Origin of the sequence: Runella sp., from assembly GCF_027484545.1 — a bacterium.
GTDB lineage: Bacteria > Bacteroidota > Bacteroidia > Cytophagales > Spirosomataceae > Runella.
In genome coordinates this window covers 1-18,379 of the sequence record NZ_JAIXST010000035.1, presented here as the reverse complement: position 1 = coordinate 18,379, position 18,379 = coordinate 1, and the positions used below count along the sequence as shown (strand labels likewise).

Below are 18,379 nucleotides of genomic sequence, written 5' to 3'. Positions count from 1 at the left end.
TGCTTATTTTGCCAACTTCTTTAATTCTTCTTCGTTGACCTGTACTCCGAATTTTTGACGTAACCGGTTAAGCCAATTGGTTTCCAATTGTTTTTGGGAATCATTAATAACTGCTCCGCGTGCTTCTGCAAACGTTTTGTTACGAGCAGGTTCAACTTTACTGATTTCGACCCAAGCCTTCTTTCCGTTGACATTCACTATTTGATTCCCAACTTGCCAGCGAGTGGCATCAAGATACACATTGGCTCCTTTGGCAAATGCGCCTTCGGTCAAGGTAATTGAACCGATTTTCAGCGCGTTAAGCGCTTTTTCTATATCTTTTTTAGATTCGCTAAAAAATTGAAAACTTACTCTGCGGTTGCGGGCAGCGGTAGTGACGGGTTTGAATTTTCCGTAATCTTTTTCAATAATCCGCGTCAGAGGAACATTATCGTTCGTGAGAGCCTTAATGGCATTTCGAAGACGAAGGGAGGACAGTGAATCGGGCTCGTCGGAATCCCCGTAAGAAGACACCTCTACGATATAATTTTCATTGTTAATCATCGTCAAGGCCACGTCAAACAGAGCTTCGCGGTGTTTTTCGGAAAGAACAGTGACCTTAGACTCAAAAAGCAAATCCGTTCCTTTGCGTCGAAGTTGATATGGCTTGGAGGTAAGCGATTCCTGAGCGCGTTTTAACAATGTATCGCTGTCGGATACCATAATCGTTGCAAAAGTGCGTTCGGGATAGCGGTATTTGTCTTTATTTTGCTCCCAGTATTTTTTTTGAGCCAATGAGTCAGTCAGGGAAGGCTCCCATACATTGGCTTCCATGGTTTGAGAAAATAATACTCCATCGCGCATTTCGTTCATCAAAGCCCGGAACTCAGGATATTTTTTCTCCAGATTTTCCTCTTCGGTTTCTACCAATTTTTTGTTGATAAACTCTTGATAATAGCGTTGCCCCAGTACTTCGGCCGACGATTTCTCAGGAACGGGCCGCTGAGAGTCACGCACATATTCGTAAAATTGATTGACCGTGTAAGGCTTATTATCAATCTGGAATAAGGTTTTCTTTTCAAGGGAAGATGCGAGAGGCTCCACAAATATCCACTGGCCAAATAACAGGGTAGAATCAAATTTGGAAATGGTGTTATCTCGAACGGATCCCGATTCTGTTACCTTATAAATACCGCGAAGTTTCTTATATAAATTGTCTTTTACGATGGTGCTTCGCGAATCAGTGGTTACTTTTTGACGCAGTTGAGGCGCTGCTTCGGCAAAAGACTCCAGAGGAATACGATTGACTAATTTTATAATGTGCCAACCATAATTCGTTTGAATGGGTTTAGAGATTTCTCCTACCTTGCTGAGTGCAAAAGCAGCCGTTTCAAAATCAGTAACCATTATGCCCGAACCAAATTCTTTGAGGAGACCTCCGTCATTTTTTGTAGTGGCATCGTCGGAATAATCACGGCAAACTACCTCCCAAGCTTCCTGTTGCAACAAGTTATAGGCTTTTTCAGCTTTCGCTTTGGCAGCAACCTTGCCTTCCTCGGTGGCGCTTGAACTCGCACTGATCAAAATATGAGCTACCTGCACCTTGCCGCGCGAAGGGCGGCGGTCGGTTACTTTAATAAGGTGATAGCCTGCTTTGGTACGTACAGGTTCGGAAATTTGACCGACAGGCAGCGTGTAAGCCGCCGTTTCAAAAGGGTAAACCGTCTTGAAAACAGTAAAATAACTTTCCAAATCGCCACCTTTGGGAGCGGAAGCGGGATCTTTTGAAAATTGTTTGGCCGCACTTTCAAAATCAATTTCTTTTTGTAGGATTCTGCTGCGCAGAGCTGTGATGGCTCGATAAGCAGACAGGGTATCAACAGGCGATGCATCCAATGGCACATAGAAAAGTATGTGCGAGCTGCGCACTTCCTGTTTCATGCGCTCGTAAGCTTCTGCTATCAAATTGTCAATCAATACTTTATCATTAAAGTAAGGCTGCCCAAGTTGTTTTCGATAGGAGGCCATTTCTTCACGAAAGGATGCTGTCGTATCTCTGCCTTCGCTCTGCGCGCCCAGCACTTTTAATTTCAGATTTGTATACAGTTGCAAGTAATCACGGATGTAGGTGGGCTTGGTGGTATCGTCTGAAAACTGATTTTTGGTGAACGATTGGAAGAATTCGTCCGTAGTAAACTTTTTATCACCAATCGTTAAAATAACAGGTTCGGCGGGAGGAACTGGTACGGGTTTCGACGTTTTACAAGCCGATAAACTTATCAATAAAAGGGTTGTTACTAAAAAGCAGTACTTCATTTGAGCTTTTTTTTATTTCGAAACATGAACTTAGAACAGGTTAAACAAAAGATTCATGTCTTGATAACCAATGAAATAACGTCAGTACTGTACGTTTTGACGAAATTATTTTACTAATTATGTAAACATGAATTTGCTTCATTTATTGTGAAGTTTGCAAAGTTACGCCAACTTTCCGAAAGTTTAAAGAAACCTGTCGGCGATAACCAATCAAAGTAGAAGCATTAAGGTTTTCTGTTGGCTATCCAATAGTAAAGCAGCGGAATCAGCGTCCAAGAGGCAATGACACCCACCGTCATGCCGCCAATCACGGTTAAGGCCAATGGGCGTTGTAATTCAGCGCCCAATCCCCCCGAAAATAAGACAGGTAACAAGCCCAAAATGGTGGTAAGATACGTCATCAACTGCGATTTCAAACGACGCTTGCCCGACAGCCGAATGGCTTCAATGATTCCTAAGTGCTCGCGTTCGCGGTTCATGGTGTCTATTTTCAAAATGGAATCGTTATCGATCAACCCAATCAATACTACCAATCCAATCACGGACAGAGCGTTGAGGCTTTCGTCAAATAACGCCAACGTAAGCAGCGCCCCCGCAATGCCCATGAAGGCCGTCAGCATCACAATCAGTGGTTGAAGTAAAGACTCAAATTGTGCTGTCAGAATGCAAAACAACAGTGCCACGGCAATCAGCACCACCCACGCCAATTCTTCTAAATACCCAATGTTTCGAAAATAATCTCCCGTAAGCCGATAATTCAGGGTTTTATCCTGTCTAAGGTTTTTTTCAATTTCAGGCAAAAAAGCCGCAGTTTGCCTGTTGTCCAAATCCAAATCAATCGGTAAATAGGCCCCATCCTTGCCCGTATGAAAAAGGCGATAATCGTCCACAGACTGCATTTCTACCAATTCGCGCAGCGGAATCAATTGATTTTGACGGTTGGGAACAAAAGCCGTTTGCAGCACACTCTGCACGCCAGTTGGGTGTTGAGTTGCCAATACAATGGGTACAAACTTTTGTTCCGATTGCAGCTGCCCAATCTGATTTTCGTTAAACAACGTTTTGAGACTTTCATAGGTCTGTTCAGCCGTGACTCCGTACAACAGCAGTTGCTCTTCGCGCAGGCTTATCACCAATCGTTTTTGGTATCCCGGCGGATTCGTTTTGAATCCTTTCTCTTCTAAATGCCGCAGGGTTTCGGTGGCCTGTTGGGGAGTGGGAACGTCCTGATTTTGCGTACTGAAGAGGCGAATTTGCAGCGGAGGTTGATTGCCGCCAAAGAGTTGCTCAAACACATTCCGCGCTGGTCGCATTTCCACTATGGCATTGGGGTAGGTCTGACGAATTTTTGTAGAAAGCAAGGACGACAGTCGCTGATAACTTGGATGATCAGTTACTTTGAGGCTGATCGTAGCCTGACTGAATGATTGTTGCAACTGCTGATTGAGCAAAAACTGCTGCTGCCCCACGTACGCGCTCACGTACACGGGGGCAGGAGAAAGCGTTTTGAGGAGTTGCGCAATGCGTTGTTCATTTTGGCTGACACTCAGCGGCTCGTTCCAATCGATCTTTACTTCCAATTCACTGCGACTGATGGCCGGCATACCGCGTTTTTCAAGCCCCTGTACGGCCCAAACGGCACTTCCCAGCAGCGCAACTACGAGTACCCAAGCCACTTTTCGGAAGCGAAAAGCGACGTCGAACGTACGGTTATAAAACCCTTCAATGCGGCGCATGAGCCACGTTTCTTTCGCGATTTGGGTGCCTTCTTTTTTTGATTTCAGAAAAGCCAACCGATACAAAACGGGAATCAGTGTATAGGAAGTCAGGAGCGATACTGCCAAGGCCAGTGACACCGACACCGCCTGGTCAAAAAACAGCGCCCCGGCCAAGCCGCTTAGAAATACCAACGGTAGGAAAACCGCCGAATTGGTCAGCACTGACGTAAACAAAGGTCGAATCACTTCTTCGGTTCCTTCCACGCACGCCTCGTCGAGCGAGAAGCCTTGTTCCCGTTTTTCTTCAATGTTCTCGATCAGGATAATGGCACTGTCGATGATTTCACCAATGCCCAGCACCAACCCCGCCAACGAGACAATGTTGATGCTTAAATCCAATAGATAAAAACCCAGAAACGTAATACTCAAGGAAACGGGAATTACAATTCCGATCAAAACGGGTACGCGGGGGTTGGGCAGAAAGAAAAAAATCATCACAAACGTCAGCAAAGCCCCCGTGAGGATATTGCTGACGAGGTTGTTGATGGAGACGTCCAACAGTTCGGTTTGGTCCTGCGAAAGGGTAAAAGCCAAATCGGGGTAGTCGTTTCGAAATTGGGTAAGCAGTTCGTCTAATTGCGCCCGCATTTGCAACAGTTGGGCGTCGGATTGTTTAATGATGGCCAAACCCACTGCCCGTTGCCCATTGAAAGTATATAACCCGCGTTGCTGTTGTTCCTGAATCGATACTTTCACCAACTCCCCCAAACGTATCAATCGCCCCACCGCCAGGGTCGGGGTCTCATTTGCTGAGTTCTGTGCCGCCGAGTTCTGTGTCCCCACAGAACTCCCCGTGTCCCCCACTCGAAACGTAATATTTGCAATGTCCTGCGGCGTACGCAGCACCGACGAAAACCGAATGTTGTACTGATATTGCCCATCTTTGACCGCCACATTGCCGAGGTTGATATTGTTTTGACGCAGTAAATCAGCGATTTGCGCTTCTGTAATCCCCAAACTCTGCATTTTGTTGCGGTCAGCACTCACCACTACCTCAGGCAACGCCAACCCCGTGGCATCCACCAACGCCACTTCGGGAAGCTGCTCAATGCGACGTTTGAGCACATTTTGGCAGAAGTCGGAGAGTTCCAGCCCCCCAGCCCCCAATGGGGGAGTACCTATCTCCCCCATTGGGGGCTGGGGGGCTGGGCGGGGGGCCACGTTGAGCTGAAACACGGCAATATCGCCGGCACCAGCTTTGATGACTTTGGGGCGTTCCATGTCGCGCGGAAACTGCGAAAGGATGCCGTCGATTTTTTCGTTGGTTTCCAAGTAGGCGAGCCGCACGTCGGTGCCAAAATCAAAGCGGAGTTTCAGCACCGAAAAGCCATCCTGCGTAGTGGCCTCAATGTCGTCTAAATGATTGACTTGGAGGAGTTGGTTTTTGAGGGGAAGCACCACGGCCTGCTGCAGTTCGCGGGCGGCGGCATTGGGATAGCTGACCTGCACCGTAATCTCGGGTACGGGAATATCAGGCAAGAGCGATACCGGCAGCAGCCGAAAGACCACCACGCCCAGCACCGACAGAGCCAATGCAGTAATGAGTACGGCCACGGGCCGATGAAGGAGGAAACGCGTCATTAGACGTTATCTCCCTGCGGAATTATTATCCTTACCTTCTTTGTCCGGAATTGATTTTTCGGTGCTTGCATTCAGTTTACTAATTTGATTGGGTTACCTCACTCACGACATGTAACGTAGATAGCAGAAATATCGTCTTTTTTTGCTAAAACTGCATATTGATTTCCAAAAAGATAAATATGGCGGGCCGATAAACCCCTTGGAAACTGACGCCCAATAAGATATTCAAATGACGGGTTGGTAGGTAATTGTTCTAAAGCAGTCTTTTGGGTTACTTTAGTCACCAATACAGCTAAATAATCAGCGGGTAATTCAATCGCCAAATTCTCAATGTCAATCCAGCCTATTTTATTGGAATTAAACGAAATGGGGTGATTGATGATCGGAACGAGCTGCTGTTTAGGGTATAGCCGATAGTCTTCTCCCAAGTCACTGAGAGCATACAGCGTCATTATGTAGGTGGCAGGCTGGGTTTCGCCCATAAAAATCGAAATGCTTTCAATAGTACCCTTACGTTTTTTGGTTGAAAAAACCGTACCTACCCCCGCCCCCGATTGACTGGCTTTAACGAAATAATACTGTCCGGCATCATATTTAAGAATCTCTAATCGGGGATTTCCCAAGAGAAAAGTATTCCCCTTCGTTCGTTTGACCGTTACTTCGGGCAATGAAAGGGGGCGTTCGCGAAGTTGTATCGTTTTTGTTAAAGTCATGTCTTCTTTTTTCAAGACGATGGTTGTATCAGCGTATCCGAGTGCTGATACAACGATTTTGTGTCCTGCAACAGCGGAGGCGACTGTCAGGGTAAACGAACCGTCTTCTTGAGCCACCGTACCCGTTTTGGCATCCGACAAACTCAACAGGGTAGCAAAGGCAATACCGTCTTTTTTGGCATTAATAACTTTGCCTTTGATGACGTTGGCTTGTGCGTTTACGATGAAGGTCAGCACTAATAAGAATGGTGTCAAATATTTCATTTGGCAAGACAATAGTCTTTTTGGGAAGGTGTTTTTCTGCAAATTAAGTGTAAGTGAGGTTAAATTCTGTAGAATAATTATTAATTAAGTCAATTTTTTATTTGGAGGTATTTTTGGAGTTTCTTAAGGGCATCGGGTTCTTGATGACTTACGAACGATACATTTCCATTGTATGGATAGTATATTATCGGATAAATTAATGAGATTCCTTCTTGAAAAAAGACATTTTGCTTGTCATGAAAAATGCGTTTGTCATATAAAATTCTTTCTCCCAGCTTCATCTTTATTTCTTTTTCATTTCTATAAGAAGTTAAGATAACAAGTAAATTATAATCTCTTTTGGTTAAATACTTTAGAATAAAATTTTCCGAATCACTTATACAGCCAGAGCAGCCATTGCTGGGGATAATAAAAATAGCTTTAAATTTATTCTTATCTATTCTCAATCTTAAAAAGGTATTTTCTACTTTGGAATTAAGCTCGGTAGAGCATGAAAATATAGTAAATAGCAAAAAATAAATTAAAAATATTTTAAATTTACTTTTCATGTTTCTTTAACTTAAAAATGTGAAATGTCATCTTGTTTTCCAAAGAATCCAGTTTGAGGATATGCATTCCTTGTTTAGTAAAAAAAACTTTAGAAGCTAAATAGGAGTAATGTAAATCTTTAACTTCCCCTACTTTTTTATAGTTATTGTCTAAAATAACAATAGATAGGAAAGGGCTTAAATTACGCTGGGGCTCTTTTAATTTATATTCTTCAAGTGTTAGTGCTTGATTGATAAAACGATATGAGAATCCACTAAACGGATCAGTATAGATGGGTCCATAAGTGTTTTGCGTAAGTTGATGTTTTACTTCATCTTCTATCTCCGGAATGAAACTCAAGTAATTCTTCTCTGAAAACGGCCGAACCGATTTTATAAAACTTGCTCCTGCATATTTTCGTTTTAGCTCTTTTGTGTGTATATTTAAAATACTAAGTGTGTCATCGATGACAAAACTACTGAGTATATCTTTTTTTTGGGGATTGTAACTGTTAAACATAAGATGAAGTTGTGCTCCCCAGACGGCTTTTTGATAAATTTTTGGGTAAGATAAATCGTAAGAAATATTTTTATTCTTTAAAGAAAGAATTGTGAGAAGGTCTTTTTTGTATGCAACTGAGGTATTATAAAAATGCTCAGCTCCCCATGTATTTAATATCAAAGTGTCATTATAATAACCTGCTGAAAAAAACTCAGCTAAGTTAGGATATTTTATTGAACTTTCGGTAATTAATTTGTAATTATTAATAACTTTTCCAATACGATTGCATAGGTATAAGGTACCTGTACCGTAGTTGTGAACAAATATTGAATCTGTACTTTTGATGTAAAAACCTGTGATATTCCCCACTCCATTTGTTCCTTCTCGTTCAAAATTTGTCGTATGAATAACTTTTGAACTATCATAGTCATACCAAATCAATTTGTTTTTAAACAAATTAAGAAGTAAAAGGTATTGTTTTCCGTTATTTTCTTGAAAGAAAGATATTCTGCCCTTAAGCGGTGAAGTAACAGAGTCTAATGGAAATGATTTTACTGAAATTTTTTCCAAAGAAAAAAAATCAGTAAAATCGCTATTAGTTTGTGAGTCGTTATTTTTGCATGACACAAAAATAACAAGTAGAGTGAAATAAAAATAACGCATGAACTTTGACTAAATTTTGGTATTTTTTGAAAGTTTTATCCACTAAATATTTGATTGTAAAAATAAAAAGTTAGCTTACATTATAGGAGTAGGAGGGCAACTACAACTTCCGGTACAATCTTTGTTACTACTGCTATAACCGCACGTATAGTCACCAATTAAGTATATACATTTGCCTGTTGGATTTTGTGTGGTTTTGTAACAACTCGCTTCATTATTGGTATTTACTAACATAAACCCAATAAAAGCTAAAAATGGAATAATTCTTTTTAAGGTTTTCATATTTCTATAGTTTAGTGTTTGTAAAGTCAATTTAAGCTTTCTACTGGTTCACCGCATTGTGAGCAATTGTAGCCAATTGGCATACCAATACCTCCACACACATAATCTCCCATTACGTATATGCAGCGACCATCAGGACTTTTAGTTGTCATACAACATCCAGCTTTAAGCGAATTTAAAGGTAGGAATGAGACTAAAATTAAAATACTTAAAATGATAGCCCCATTTTCTTTTCTCTTGTTTGACATAGCATTAATTGTTTAAGTTGTTTGAGGTTTCTTTTTTCAAAATTACCTAATATATATAGGTTTGATTTAACGATACAAATTTAAAATACCATCAGTCCTTTAATCAATCCCCTAAAAGTACATTTTGACATAGTCTATTTTACTATTTTATGCCAAAGTGATCTCGCCATTCTTTTCTTATTTCGCCTACCCAAAGCAGCAGGTCGTTATTGGTCTTTAAATGGAGTTTTTCCATGATGTTTATCTTGTGGTTTTTGACCGTTTCGGCACTGATAAACAAACTCGAACCAATTTGTGCATTGGTAAAACCTTCACACAGCAGCGATAGCACCTCCCGTTCTCTACCACTCAATACGTCAAAAAAGGCCAAGTTGGCGGTCGGTTTAACCTGCTTACGTGCCATTTGAAGCTGTAAGCCTTCACTAAAATAAAAATACCCTTCACTTACTTGCCACAAACAGGTCAGGTATTCATCAAAGACACATCCCGACAACAACAGTGCGTGCATTTGTACGTTGGCTGCCACAACCGCCGCTGCCTGCGATGAGGTCGTCAATACAATGATTCGAGTCAGTGGCGCATTTTTGGCAAATAAACGCGCTATTTCCATGCTATCTTTGTGAACTACTTCTATAATAACAAAATCAGCCTGTGATGTCAAACTGAGTGTTATTGCCGTTGATTGAGGACATATTTCATACAATTGCACCTCTGCTTGTAATGCGCTAAAATAATCTTGCAATCGCGAAGCATTTTCTATCTCAATCAAAATGATTTTTTTGTTTTTAAGCATGGCTGGGTTAATCAGGGTTTTCTTTTTTCTTCCACTTCACCCGCGCATCATGCCCCAAATTCAGGTTGCCTTCCACTATCACTACATCGCCCGCTTTGATGCCTTCGCTGAGGGCAATCTCGGTGTCGTTTTCGTGGGCGATGGTCACGTAACTCCATTTGGCCAAGCCGCTTGTATCGGTTTCGGCGGCGTAGGTAAACACCACCTTGCGACCGCTCCGCTCCACCACCGCCGCTTTGGGTACTACGATTTGGTTGGGAATGTTTTTCTCTACCTGCACCCGCACGTTCATGCCCTCAAAGAGGTACTTATCGGCACCGGTGATGCGGGCCTTTACCTGTACCAATCCCTGCTCGCTCACGAAGGGGTTGATTTCTATGACCTGCCCTCGGTAACTACGCTCTCCAAACGCCACGGGCTGTACCACCACCGTTTGGCCCAATTGCACAGCCATAAGTTCGGTTTCGAGTACTGCCAACTCCACCAAAGGCGCAGCCTGACTCAGCAACGTACAAAACTCGCCCGAAGTGGTATTGAAGGGTTTGGCTTTGAGATTGGCTACCACCCCACCAAAGGGGGCGCGTAAGTAGGTATTTTCTAACTCGTTGCGGGCTTTTTGCAGTGCCAACAGCCCCCGCTCGTAGCCGCTGCGAAGTTTGATATAGGCCCACACATCGGCCTTCACGGAGGTGGTATCTCCCTTGCGACCTCCCTGCGAGATGAGTAAATCGTTGATTTCGACGCGGGCCTCGGCGAGTTGCAGCTCGGCTTGGCGCAGGGCTAAGAGTTGCTCACGATTTTCAAGTTGCGCCAGTAGTTGCCCTGTGCGTACAGACGAACCGTTTTGCACGTTGATTTGAGCAATGACCCCGTTGGTTTTGAAGCCAATTTTAGAGGCACTCTGATTGCTTACCCGCCCGTTGGACAGCAATAGCCACCGAAACGCCTTGCGTTGGGCGGTTTGGGTGGCTACTACGGGCGTGGCACTCACCGAGGGTTTGGCGGTCTCCACCTGTTCCGTAGGTTGGGAGGGCGTGCATTGCACAAACGTAAACACTAAAGCAATAGACAGGTATTTCATACAGGAAATTTGGATAGGCAGGGAACAAAATACGACAGATTCGGCAATGAAACAACTGCTTACTTTGAATACCTCACTGGTACCAAACCACTGAATGTGACCTGTTTTATTTGGATAATCCACTGTAGTTGACAAATTTTCGGTATTTTTGTATAAAACGATTTGTAAAACATGGACATTCAACACATTATTTCGATCAACTCAGAGATTCTCTCGGGTACCCCCGTTTTTACGGGAACTCGTGTACCGATTGAAACCTTGTTTTGGCATTTAGAAGACGGAATTTCATTAGATGACTTTTTGCAGGATTTCCCATCTGTAAAAAGAGAGCAGGCCGTTGGTTTATTGGAAATGGCCCAAAAAACAGTTGTCTCACCAAAATTTCTTCAATGGATTCATGAAATTGCTGCTTGATGAAAACTTGCCGAAACAATTGAAAAACGATTTTGTCGAACATGAAATATATCATATTACAGATTTACGATGGAATGGCATAAAAAACGGCGAATTGCTCAAATTGATGCTCGCCGAACACTTTGATGTATTGTTGACCTTCGATAAAAATTTACGCCATCAACAAAATTTTCAAAAATACCCTATTGCAGTTTTTGTGTTGGTGGCAGAACGAAATCAATACCGATTTTTAGCTCCCTTGGTTGAAAAGATAAAAGCCCGCTTAATCAACGCCTCCACTGGTGCAACCATTATTACTTCTTAGCTTTTTATGTAATTCGCTTAATTGACTGCTCACTCGCCCGTTGGACAGCAACAACCACCGAAACGCTTTGCGTTGCGCGGCTTGGGTGGCTACTGCGGGTGTGGCGTTGACAGAAGGTTTGGCTTTGTCGGTTTCTTCCTCCGTGGGTTGGGAGGGAGTGCATTGCACTAACGTAACCAATAAAGCAATAGACAGGTATTTCATACAGGAACTTTGTAAAGGCAGAGGGCAAAATACGACGAAATTGCCAATGGTACAACTCTCTTTGCAGAAGCTCTTATTAGTCATACTATTTTATGCTGAAAAGATGCTTCATTGGAGGGTAGCATCATACTTAAACATCTTTGCATTCGAGCCTATTGTCTATTTGTTTTCGTTGGTGGTGCTTTCACCGCCAATACATTTCATGCCATAGGTTATTACCCATTTTCAAAAAAAGTCTGTGGCGAGAACAGCCGCATCAATGTTTTGACAAAAAAAGGTTGGCGGTGAAAACACCACCAACGGCAAATTGCCTGTTTTTCTGAGAAAACCCAGCGGTGAGAATTGATTGAGTATAAAAAAAGGTTGGCGGTGAGAACACCACCAACGAAATAAATGACAAAAACTATTTTCTGTTTTTATGAGAAAAGCCAGCGATAAGGGCATCAATAGCGGCATCAATATTTTAACAAGTAAGAAAATGTTGACAATAATAATACTACCAACAGTATAAAATATTCAAAAAGATAACCTGCATCAGTAATTAATAATCTTATTTTTAAGTTGCTGATGATAGCGACCACTAACGGCTAAAACGAAGGCAAATCACAATAGACTATCTGAGGATTTACAGAATCTACAAAACCGTAAAGTTTATTATTATTTATGCAAAATTTTGTAATTTGTAAATCTAAAACAAACCTACGAAGCAAGTCACCTGACCAATTAAAAACGTAAATAATATTGCTTTCAAATGCTTTAGAAACACCTTTTTGTAGATCTTTTCCCGAATAAAGTGCATATACGTAATTTTTGTCTGACTGAACATCTAAAAATCCCATTTTATTATCAGTAGAAATAGCAGCAGAAAACTCATTAGGATTGCTGGAAGGCTGAAAATCAGGCTTTCTAACATGGAATTGTTTTTTTAAAACCAACCCCTTCGGTGTTGACGTTATAAAATCAATATTGGGAGAATTAGTAACAGAAAAAGCAATATTGTTGTTATTTTTAGTAAAATCACCTTGAAAAGCCATAGCTAAGTTCTCAAAAGAAATCTTTTTGAAATCTTTTTGAAAAGGGTACTCTCCGAATTCCTGCTTGGTATTGCCTATTGAATCACTTACTCTATATCTCTTCGGAAAAAGACCTACCGAAAGCAATTCATTACTTTCAGGTAAATAAACAAATTTTTGAACCTGTGTATTGAAAACAATAGGGCTTTTAAGCGACAAAACCGCACTTTTTGTTGAAATTGTTTGCGTCCAATCCAATTCATCACACCTTGCTTTTGATGGATTAAAAGCTTTAACCTTTAACTTCCCTTCTTTATAAAATGCCTGTAAGAACGTAGGGAAACGATACTCATTCGGACCTTCACCGATTTTACACAAATCAAACAGATAATTTAAATCCTGATCATAAACTTTGAATAAATAATCTTTAGGCAGGTCGCCTACCACCAAATTGGCACCAACAAATTGCATCATCATTACACGCCCTATTTTATTACCATTAATCTTTGTAGGTTTGCAATATAATGTGTCCGATTTTTCTACTTCAAGTGCTATTTTTTTATATAGCCCCTTATCCTCTTCCGAGGATATACAACTAGTAAAAAGCAAACTTAAAGCTAAAAAAAAATAAAAAATTGATTTCAGATGAAATATATTTGTAATGAATATAATGAAACAAATAGGAAGTTTGACTATTATTTTCGTTGGTGGTGTTTTCACCGCCAATACATTTCATGCTATAGGTTATTACACATTTTCCAAAAAAGCCGGTGGCGAGAACGTCGGCATCAATATTTTGACAATAAAAAAAAGTTGGCAATGAGAACACCACCAACGGAATCATTTAGGACTATTCAATATATTTTAGATTTTTTACTTTTGAAATAATATTATTTTCTCCATAGCTTTCATTCATCTTTATTTTTTTTGATAGAAGAGATAAGTTTGCTTTGAAAATTGGATTATGGATTAATAAATCAATTTTCTGAAAAACAGACTTTGGAGTATCTTTTCTAAAATCTCCTTCTATCCCTATGCCATGAAATACAACTTTTTTAGAATTACCAATATGGTCATAAACAAGCCCAAAATTATAAACAAGCATTGGTACTTGAAACTCAACTGCTTCATTTATAGACCCTGTACCTCCATGAGTAATGAACCCATCACAAATTTTGAGAATTTCAATTTGAGATACTTTAGAGAAACAATAGTGCCTTTCATGTACACGAACATTATCAATAAGTGAACCAATCGATGATACAAGAATAATATCATTGTCAAAATCTAAAATTTCAACAATTTTATTGACAAATTCAAGAAATAATTTTTCGTTCTGCTTTACAATAACGGTACCAAATGCAAGGTAAATTATTTTATAATTTTGATTTTTTTTGAGAATTATTTCTCTTATTTTGGATTTATAATCAAGGCCAAAGTCAAAATTAATCTTTCTCTTAAAAAGTATCGGCCCAATATAAAAATAATTTTCAGATAGATTATCACTTAGTTCCATTTCCTTATTTAACAATACAAAATAAGTTAATTGAGGAAAGTGGATTTTAGAGATTCTATTTTTTTTATAAGAGTATTTAAAATTTATTGAGTTATTTGTAAAGTTCTTCCTAATTATAGAAAAGTCACTCTTAGTCAAAAATTTTAAATAATCATACTTTGTTTTCAAATAAAAATTTAGCCGTTTAGCTAAATAATTAAATAAAATTCTATTTTTCTCAGATGGAACAGAGTCAGTATCTACAACTGGATACAGGTGAGTATCTAAATTAGAATAACTTGCCTGAAATAAACTAAATCTCACATTATATTTCTTCAAATATGGATACAAAATTATAAAATCTGTGGAACAAAAAATATCAGCTATAATGATGTCTGGTTTAATTAAATTGACAACTTCCAATAACTTTATCCTTCTATCTAAATATATCCTATTTGTCGCTCTATCTATTAATCCATCGTAGTAGGGATTAGCACTCTCTTCAAATTCTCTTCTATTTTGCTCTTCAAATCCATAACCAAAGGAAAACCCATTTAAAGATTTAGCTTTAAACTCTTGTTTTTTAATAAATTCTATATATTTATTTGGTACAGCATAATGTACATCAAATTTATTACTTTTCAACAAATCAGCAAATCCAAATGTAGATATAATATGACTTTCCAAAGTAAATGGAATAAATAAAATTTTCATTTTGGGTAAGTGGTGTATAGATTTGAATGACAAATACTATTTGTCAATATTTCCATTCATTATCTCAATATATTGCAACGAAAATTTAGGTAATTCTTTTTTAGGAAAAAAATAACAAACAGGCTTTAAGGTTCCTTTTTTTAAAAAAAACAGATAAGGTTTTCCTAATTCCTCTAATTTTAGTGAAAGCCCCCTTTCTGGTATTAAATAGCACTTCTTATTAGGATACTTTTCACAAAAAGCTAAATAATGTCGAAAATTTTTTGAAGAAATAAAATATACAAGATTTTTTGAGTTTTTATTAAAAAAACTTACATCTTGATCTATGCAAGGCGAACAATCAATATTAGGAATTCTAAAAATTAGCACATCTTTATCATTAAATAAGTTACTAATTTTTAATAACTTATATTCTGAATCCCAAATTTGAATATCTCTATTTATATAGCTCTCCCAAGATTTATAAATAAAAGATTGCTCAATCAAATTTTGCTTCTCAATATCTTTTGCCAATCCTTGCCATTCGTCCTCTTTTTTTATCGTACATCTACACAGAATATAGGTTAAAAAAATAACACTAAAACTTAACTTTGTAAAACTGTAAAATCTGATTATGTCCATCTGTAACATTTTGATTAATATTGAGTAAAGATTTTGAGACAGTTATTTTTGCTTTTATCATTTTAGAAATCACATCTTTTAAATCTTTTGCCTCAACAATACCAATAAATTGATCATTATAATTTGAAATAGGCAAGCCAACTAAGGGATGTCTCATATCATTACGTAACAATTTACCGTACACAACCTTTCTATTTTTTTTATTATAAAAAATAGAAATTTCATCATTTACAATTCTGGTCATAAGCTTCGAATAAATAAAATCAGAGTTTTCTTCAAAATCACCAGCATAAAAATATTTTTTTTCCATTTCACATACTTTATAAATATTTTTCATTCCTTCATCATTATAATATTCTTCTGCTATTTCCATCTTACTAAAATTCAGGTGAATGATACTGTCAAGATCATTTCTAACCCCTAAAAAGTAAAATTTATTCTGAAACTTAGGTGTCCAAACCAAATTTCTACTCACATTTCTTGAAAGGCTCTCCTTTATTAATAATTTATTTTTCTTCAAATAATCTGGAGTTTTAAAACCTTTTTTAATAATATTAAAGGTGCTATCTAAAACTAAAATTTGATAGTCAAGTATTTTCGAAAAAAACTATTGTCAATACCTTCTACGTTTAGAATGTATTCATTTCTTAAAGTTTTTCGGAAATTATTAAATCTTGGAAAAATCTTTTTTTCTCTTATCGGATTTAATTGATAGTTAAAAAAACAAATTTACCTAAAATACCATCATACACAATTACTTGTTTATTTTTTCTATCAACATCAAAATCATAGGGTTGAATAATCTCATTAGGTCCTTCTCCAATTTTAGTTATTTTAGTAATATATTTTCCATTTTTTGAAAACATGAATAGGGTGCTACTTAAAGTTCTATCTAAAATAAAGATGTATTCTCCGTCAACTATTACCTTATCAATAGAACCAATAATAGAGGCCTTATTAGTTTCCAGAATAGTATAACTAACATCATAAAATATTTTGGTTGACAATGATAAGCTTTTATTGTCAACCAAAATATCACTTGTAATCACTTTATCGGAGCTAATTTCAGGAATATTGGGTGACTGCCCTTGAGGAATACTTATTATGACTTTGCTCTCTTTGTTGCTGTTACTACAAGAAAATAGAAAAGCATAAAATACTATCCATATAAATATCCAAGAAAAATTCCGATGGGTGCTCATTTTATAAATTTTTACTTAAAGTTGTATCTAAAAAAATAGGAATGGAATTATATTATTCACAGTCTCCACTCCATAGACAATAGCCTGACCCCTTCGTACAAGTTCTCTGAGAGCCATTTGTAGTTGTTTGTGGGCCTACAATTGTACCCGAGATAAGTACGCCACTAATAGTAAATTCCCAACCACCACTTGATTTTTGACACATGATATATCTGGACTGCCAATTCGTTCCACTATCCCCAATTAACCCAGCCGTCGAAGGATAATAAGTTTCTGCGTATGCTTCGTTATTTAGTGGATTAAAGATACCAACTCCACCAGTCATCAAAACTGTAAGTAAAAAAAGGGCTTTTTTCATTTTTGTAAAAAGTTTAAAAGTTCGTTTTTATTTATTTTCCAAGCCCCACCGCGCGTCAGGTTTGGTTGATGCAAAGGTGAAGGCAATAACTTGTAAAGTCAATGGATAAAGTAGCCCATTTAAGTGGGCTTTTCTATCCATTTTTCAAGTTCCGGCTGTAGCTCAGTGGCAAAACACCGCAATTTGTGGTATCCTTGCAACGAAAATCGGCGGCGGAGATTCTCACGGTGGCGCTTTATGGTACTCTCACTAAGAAATAAATCTTTGGCAGTTTGCTCAATGGTAATTCCTCGCGCATAAGCCAAAAGTATCTGGCCTTCGCGGTAAGAGATGCGTTGGCCATCGTATTCAAAAAATTTGTCGTGTGGGGTCATAGCTGTGTTTAGTTAAAGGTTAAGATTTGTTTTCAAGACATGGGCCAGAGGCATAAAATAAGCAACCGGGCTTTGCCTTCTGCTCAACCAAGCGGTGAGTGATTGGCACGTGGGGAGATACATAGCACTGGCGCAGGCAATAAGTGCTGCAGTTGTGGGGGGAGAGTAAATAATTGATAATCAACACTTTGCATACTTTGTTTGTTTTAGGTTTACGCTATTTTACACAAAAAAATACTTTCTACTGTCCCGCCCACAGATCACCTTACCGTGGCGCGGCAGTTAATTTTTAACGATTATGAATTTTTCAATGCAGGGTAAAAGCAAAAAACAAATGCTTGTGCGTTGTAAACAAAAGAAAAAAATGAAAAGATTACAAGAAAAAATTTGAATATTTATCAAGCGGCAAATTAAATATACCAAAAGGGAAACGGGTAGATTCCTCGTGCCTCAGAATTACAAAAAAACCTTGTAGGGATACAAAGAGGGTGGATAGACCCTTGCAGGGTGACAAAATAAAAATGCTATATGAAAGGGGTTTATCCGTTGTTGTTGGGGTTTGCGGTGCTGAGTTTGGTGGGGCTGTTGCTGGTGCCGAGGCTATCAGTGCAGTTGGCACCGTCGGGCGGGGGGCAAAACATTACCGTCAGCTACGCTTGGGCGGGGGCGTCGCCGCTGATGCTGGAGGCGCAGGTAACAGCCCTGCTGGAGGGTACGTTCAGCACGGTGCAAGGCGTCAAAAAAGTATCGTCGGTGTCGGGTTATGGCTACGGCTACGTGTCGTTAGAACTGGACAAAAACGCCGATGCCGATGCGCTGCGGCTGGAGGTGGCGTCGTTAGTGCGGCAGGTCTATAAACGACTGCCCGCCGAGATGAGTTACCCCCAAGTGGCCCTCAACACGCCCAACCAACAGGAACGCCAAAAACCGCTCCTCACCCTCCAACTCGACGG

At 39.2% G+C, this 18,379-nt stretch carries 18 protein-coding genes; 3 read left to right on the top strand and 15 right to left on the bottom strand.

Going from position 1 to position 18,379, the window contains the following annotated elements:
* Nucleotides 1–3: 3 nt before the first annotated feature.
* From Q0081_RS03310 to Q0081_RS03280, 7 genes are all read right to left on the bottom strand, one after another.
* Entirely contained in the window at nt 4–2,295 is a 2,292-nt protein-coding gene (locus Q0081_RS03310; protein ID WP_298349264.1) for a peptidylprolyl isomerase, read from the bottom strand.
* Between the two features lie 224 nt (nt 2,296–2,519).
* Entirely contained in the window at nt 2,520–5,654 is a 3,135-nt protein-coding gene (locus Q0081_RS03305) for an efflux RND transporter permease subunit (RefSeq protein WP_298349261.1), read from the bottom strand.
* A gap of 98 nt (nt 5,655–5,752) precedes the next feature.
* Nucleotides 5,753–6,631 carry a carboxypeptidase-like regulatory domain-containing protein gene (locus Q0081_RS03300; protein WP_298349259.1) on the bottom strand — a complete coding sequence of 293 codons (879 nt, stop codon included), beginning with the start codon at nt 6,629–6,631 and terminating at the stop codon, nt 5,753–5,755.
* Between the two features lie 89 nt (nt 6,632–6,720).
* Entirely contained in the window at nt 6,721–7,179 is a 459-nt protein-coding gene (locus Q0081_RS03295; RefSeq protein ID WP_298349256.1) for a hypothetical protein, read from the bottom strand.
* Nucleotides 7,169–8,323, bottom strand: a complete 1,155-nt coding sequence (locus tag Q0081_RS03290; RefSeq protein ID WP_298349254.1) for a DUF4221 family protein — start codon at nt 8,321–8,323, stop codon at nt 7,169–7,171. The genes Q0081_RS03295 and Q0081_RS03290 overlap by 11 nt, the downstream gene beginning before the upstream one ends.
* Before the next feature lie 672 nt (nt 8,324–8,995).
* Entirely contained in the window at nt 8,996–9,646 is a 651-nt protein-coding gene (locus Q0081_RS03285; RefSeq protein WP_298349252.1) for a response regulator transcription factor, read from the bottom strand.
* Nucleotides 9,647–9,653: 7 nt separating this feature from the next.
* Nucleotides 9,654–10,862: an efflux RND transporter periplasmic adaptor subunit gene (locus tag Q0081_RS03280; protein ID WP_298349250.1), complete on the bottom strand. Its 1,209-nt coding sequence runs from the start codon at nt 10,860–10,862 to the stop codon at nt 9,654–9,656.
* A gap of 36 nt (nt 10,863–10,898) precedes the next feature.
* Between Q0081_RS03280 and Q0081_RS03275 the strand changes: the two genes are divergently transcribed.
* Both Q0081_RS03275 and Q0081_RS03270 read left to right on the top strand, forming a co-directional pair.
* On the top strand, nt 10,899–11,141 hold the full coding sequence (locus tag Q0081_RS03275; protein ID WP_298349247.1) for a DUF433 domain-containing protein: 243 nt from the start codon (nt 10,899–10,901) through the stop codon (nt 11,139–11,141).
* Nucleotides 11,125–11,445, top strand: a complete 321-nt coding sequence (locus Q0081_RS03270) for a DUF5615 family PIN-like protein (protein WP_298349244.1) — start codon at nt 11,125–11,127, stop codon at nt 11,443–11,445. The genes Q0081_RS03275 and Q0081_RS03270 overlap by 17 nt, the downstream gene beginning before the upstream one ends.
* Here Q0081_RS03270 and Q0081_RS03265 read toward each other — a convergent pair.
* The 8 genes from Q0081_RS03265 to Q0081_RS03230 form a co-directional block, all read right to left on the bottom strand.
* Nucleotides 11,404–11,649, bottom strand: coding sequence for a hypothetical protein (locus tag Q0081_RS03265; protein WP_298349241.1), 246 nt, complete (start codon nt 11,647–11,649; stop codon nt 11,404–11,406). The genes Q0081_RS03270 and Q0081_RS03265 overlap by 42 nt on opposite strands.
* 587 nt (nt 11,650–12,236) lie before the next feature.
* The gene (locus Q0081_RS03260; RefSeq protein WP_298349239.1) at nt 12,237–13,382 is read right to left on the bottom strand and encodes a BF3164 family lipoprotein; all 1,146 of its coding nucleotides are present in this window, start codon (nt 13,380–13,382) and stop codon (nt 12,237–12,239) included.
* 130 nt (nt 13,383–13,512) lie between these two features.
* On the bottom strand, nt 13,513–14,871 hold the full coding sequence (locus Q0081_RS03255; protein WP_298349236.1) for a glycosyltransferase: 1,359 nt from the start codon (nt 14,869–14,871) through the stop codon (nt 13,513–13,515).
* 36 nt (nt 14,872–14,907) lie between these two features.
* Nucleotides 14,908–15,384, bottom strand: a complete 477-nt coding sequence (locus tag Q0081_RS03250; RefSeq protein ID WP_298349233.1) for a hypothetical protein — start codon at nt 15,382–15,384, stop codon at nt 14,908–14,910.
* A 64-nt stretch (nt 15,385–15,448) separates the two neighbouring features.
* Entirely contained in the window at nt 15,449–16,012 is a 564-nt protein-coding gene (locus Q0081_RS03245; protein WP_298349229.1) for a hypothetical protein, read from the bottom strand.
* Between the two features lie 184 nt (nt 16,013–16,196).
* The gene (locus tag Q0081_RS03240; protein ID WP_298349227.1) at nt 16,197–16,694 is read right to left on the bottom strand and encodes a 6-bladed beta-propeller; all 498 of its coding nucleotides are present in this window, start codon (nt 16,692–16,694) and stop codon (nt 16,197–16,199) included.
* A gap of 52 nt (nt 16,695–16,746) precedes the next feature.
* The gene (locus tag Q0081_RS03235) at nt 16,747–17,052 is read right to left on the bottom strand and encodes a hypothetical protein (RefSeq protein WP_298349225.1); all 306 of its coding nucleotides are present in this window, start codon (nt 17,050–17,052) and stop codon (nt 16,747–16,749) included.
* Between the two features lie 119 nt (nt 17,053–17,171).
* A complete protein-coding gene (locus Q0081_RS03230) occupies nt 17,172–17,426 on the bottom strand; it encodes a LuxR C-terminal-related transcriptional regulator (RefSeq protein WP_298349221.1) in 255 nt (84 codons plus the stop codon).
* 528 nt (nt 17,427–17,954) lie between these two features.
* Between Q0081_RS03230 and Q0081_RS03225 the strand changes: the two genes are divergently transcribed.
* Nucleotides 17,955–18,379, top strand: a 425-nt coding sequence (locus tag Q0081_RS03225; protein ID WP_298349218.1) for an efflux RND transporter permease subunit, incomplete at its 3' end; no start/stop codon positions are given.

Excerpts from the sequence above, each read along its gene's own strand:
- Q0081_RS03305 (WP_298349261.1), bottom strand. The coding sequence starts at position 5,654 with ATGACGCGTTTCCTCCTTCATCGGCCCGTGGCCGTACTCATTACTGCA.
- Q0081_RS03230 (WP_298349221.1), bottom strand. The coding sequence starts at position 17,426 with ATGACCCCACACGACAAATTTTTTGAATACGATGGCCAACGCATCTCT.
- Q0081_RS03265 (WP_298349241.1), bottom strand. The coding sequence starts at position 11,649 with ATGAAATACCTGTCTATTGCTTTATTGGTTACGTTAGTGCAATGCACT.
- Q0081_RS03290 (WP_298349254.1), bottom strand. The coding sequence starts at position 8,323 with ATGCGTTATTTTTATTTCACTCTACTTGTTATTTTTGTGTCATGCAAA.
- Q0081_RS03270 (WP_298349244.1), top strand. The coding sequence starts at position 11,125 with ATGAAATTGCTGCTTGATGAAAACTTGCCGAAACAATTGAAAAACGAT.
- Q0081_RS03240 (WP_298349227.1), bottom strand. The coding sequence starts at position 16,694 with ATGAGCACCCATCGGAATTTTTCTTGGATATTTATATGGATAGTATTT.
- Q0081_RS03295 (WP_298349256.1), bottom strand. The coding sequence starts at position 7,179 with ATGAAAAGTAAATTTAAAATATTTTTAATTTATTTTTTGCTATTTACT.
- Q0081_RS03285 (WP_298349252.1), bottom strand. The coding sequence starts at position 9,646 with ATGCTTAAAAACAAAAAAATCATTTTGATTGAGATAGAAAATGCTTCG.
- Q0081_RS03300 (WP_298349259.1), bottom strand. The coding sequence starts at position 6,631 with ATGAAATATTTGACACCATTCTTATTAGTGCTGACCTTCATCGTAAAC.
- Q0081_RS03275 (WP_298349247.1), top strand. The coding sequence starts at position 10,899 with ATGGACATTCAACACATTATTTCGATCAACTCAGAGATTCTCTCGGGT.
- Q0081_RS03235 (WP_298349225.1), bottom strand. The coding sequence starts at position 17,052 with ATGAAAAAAGCCCTTTTTTTACTTACAGTTTTGATGACTGGTGGAGTT.
- Q0081_RS03255 (WP_298349236.1), bottom strand. The coding sequence starts at position 14,871 with ATGAAAATTTTATTTATTCCATTTACTTTGGAAAGTCATATTATATCT.
- Q0081_RS03310 (WP_298349264.1), bottom strand. The coding sequence starts at position 2,295 with ATGAAGTACTGCTTTTTAGTAACAACCCTTTTATTGATAAGTTTATCG.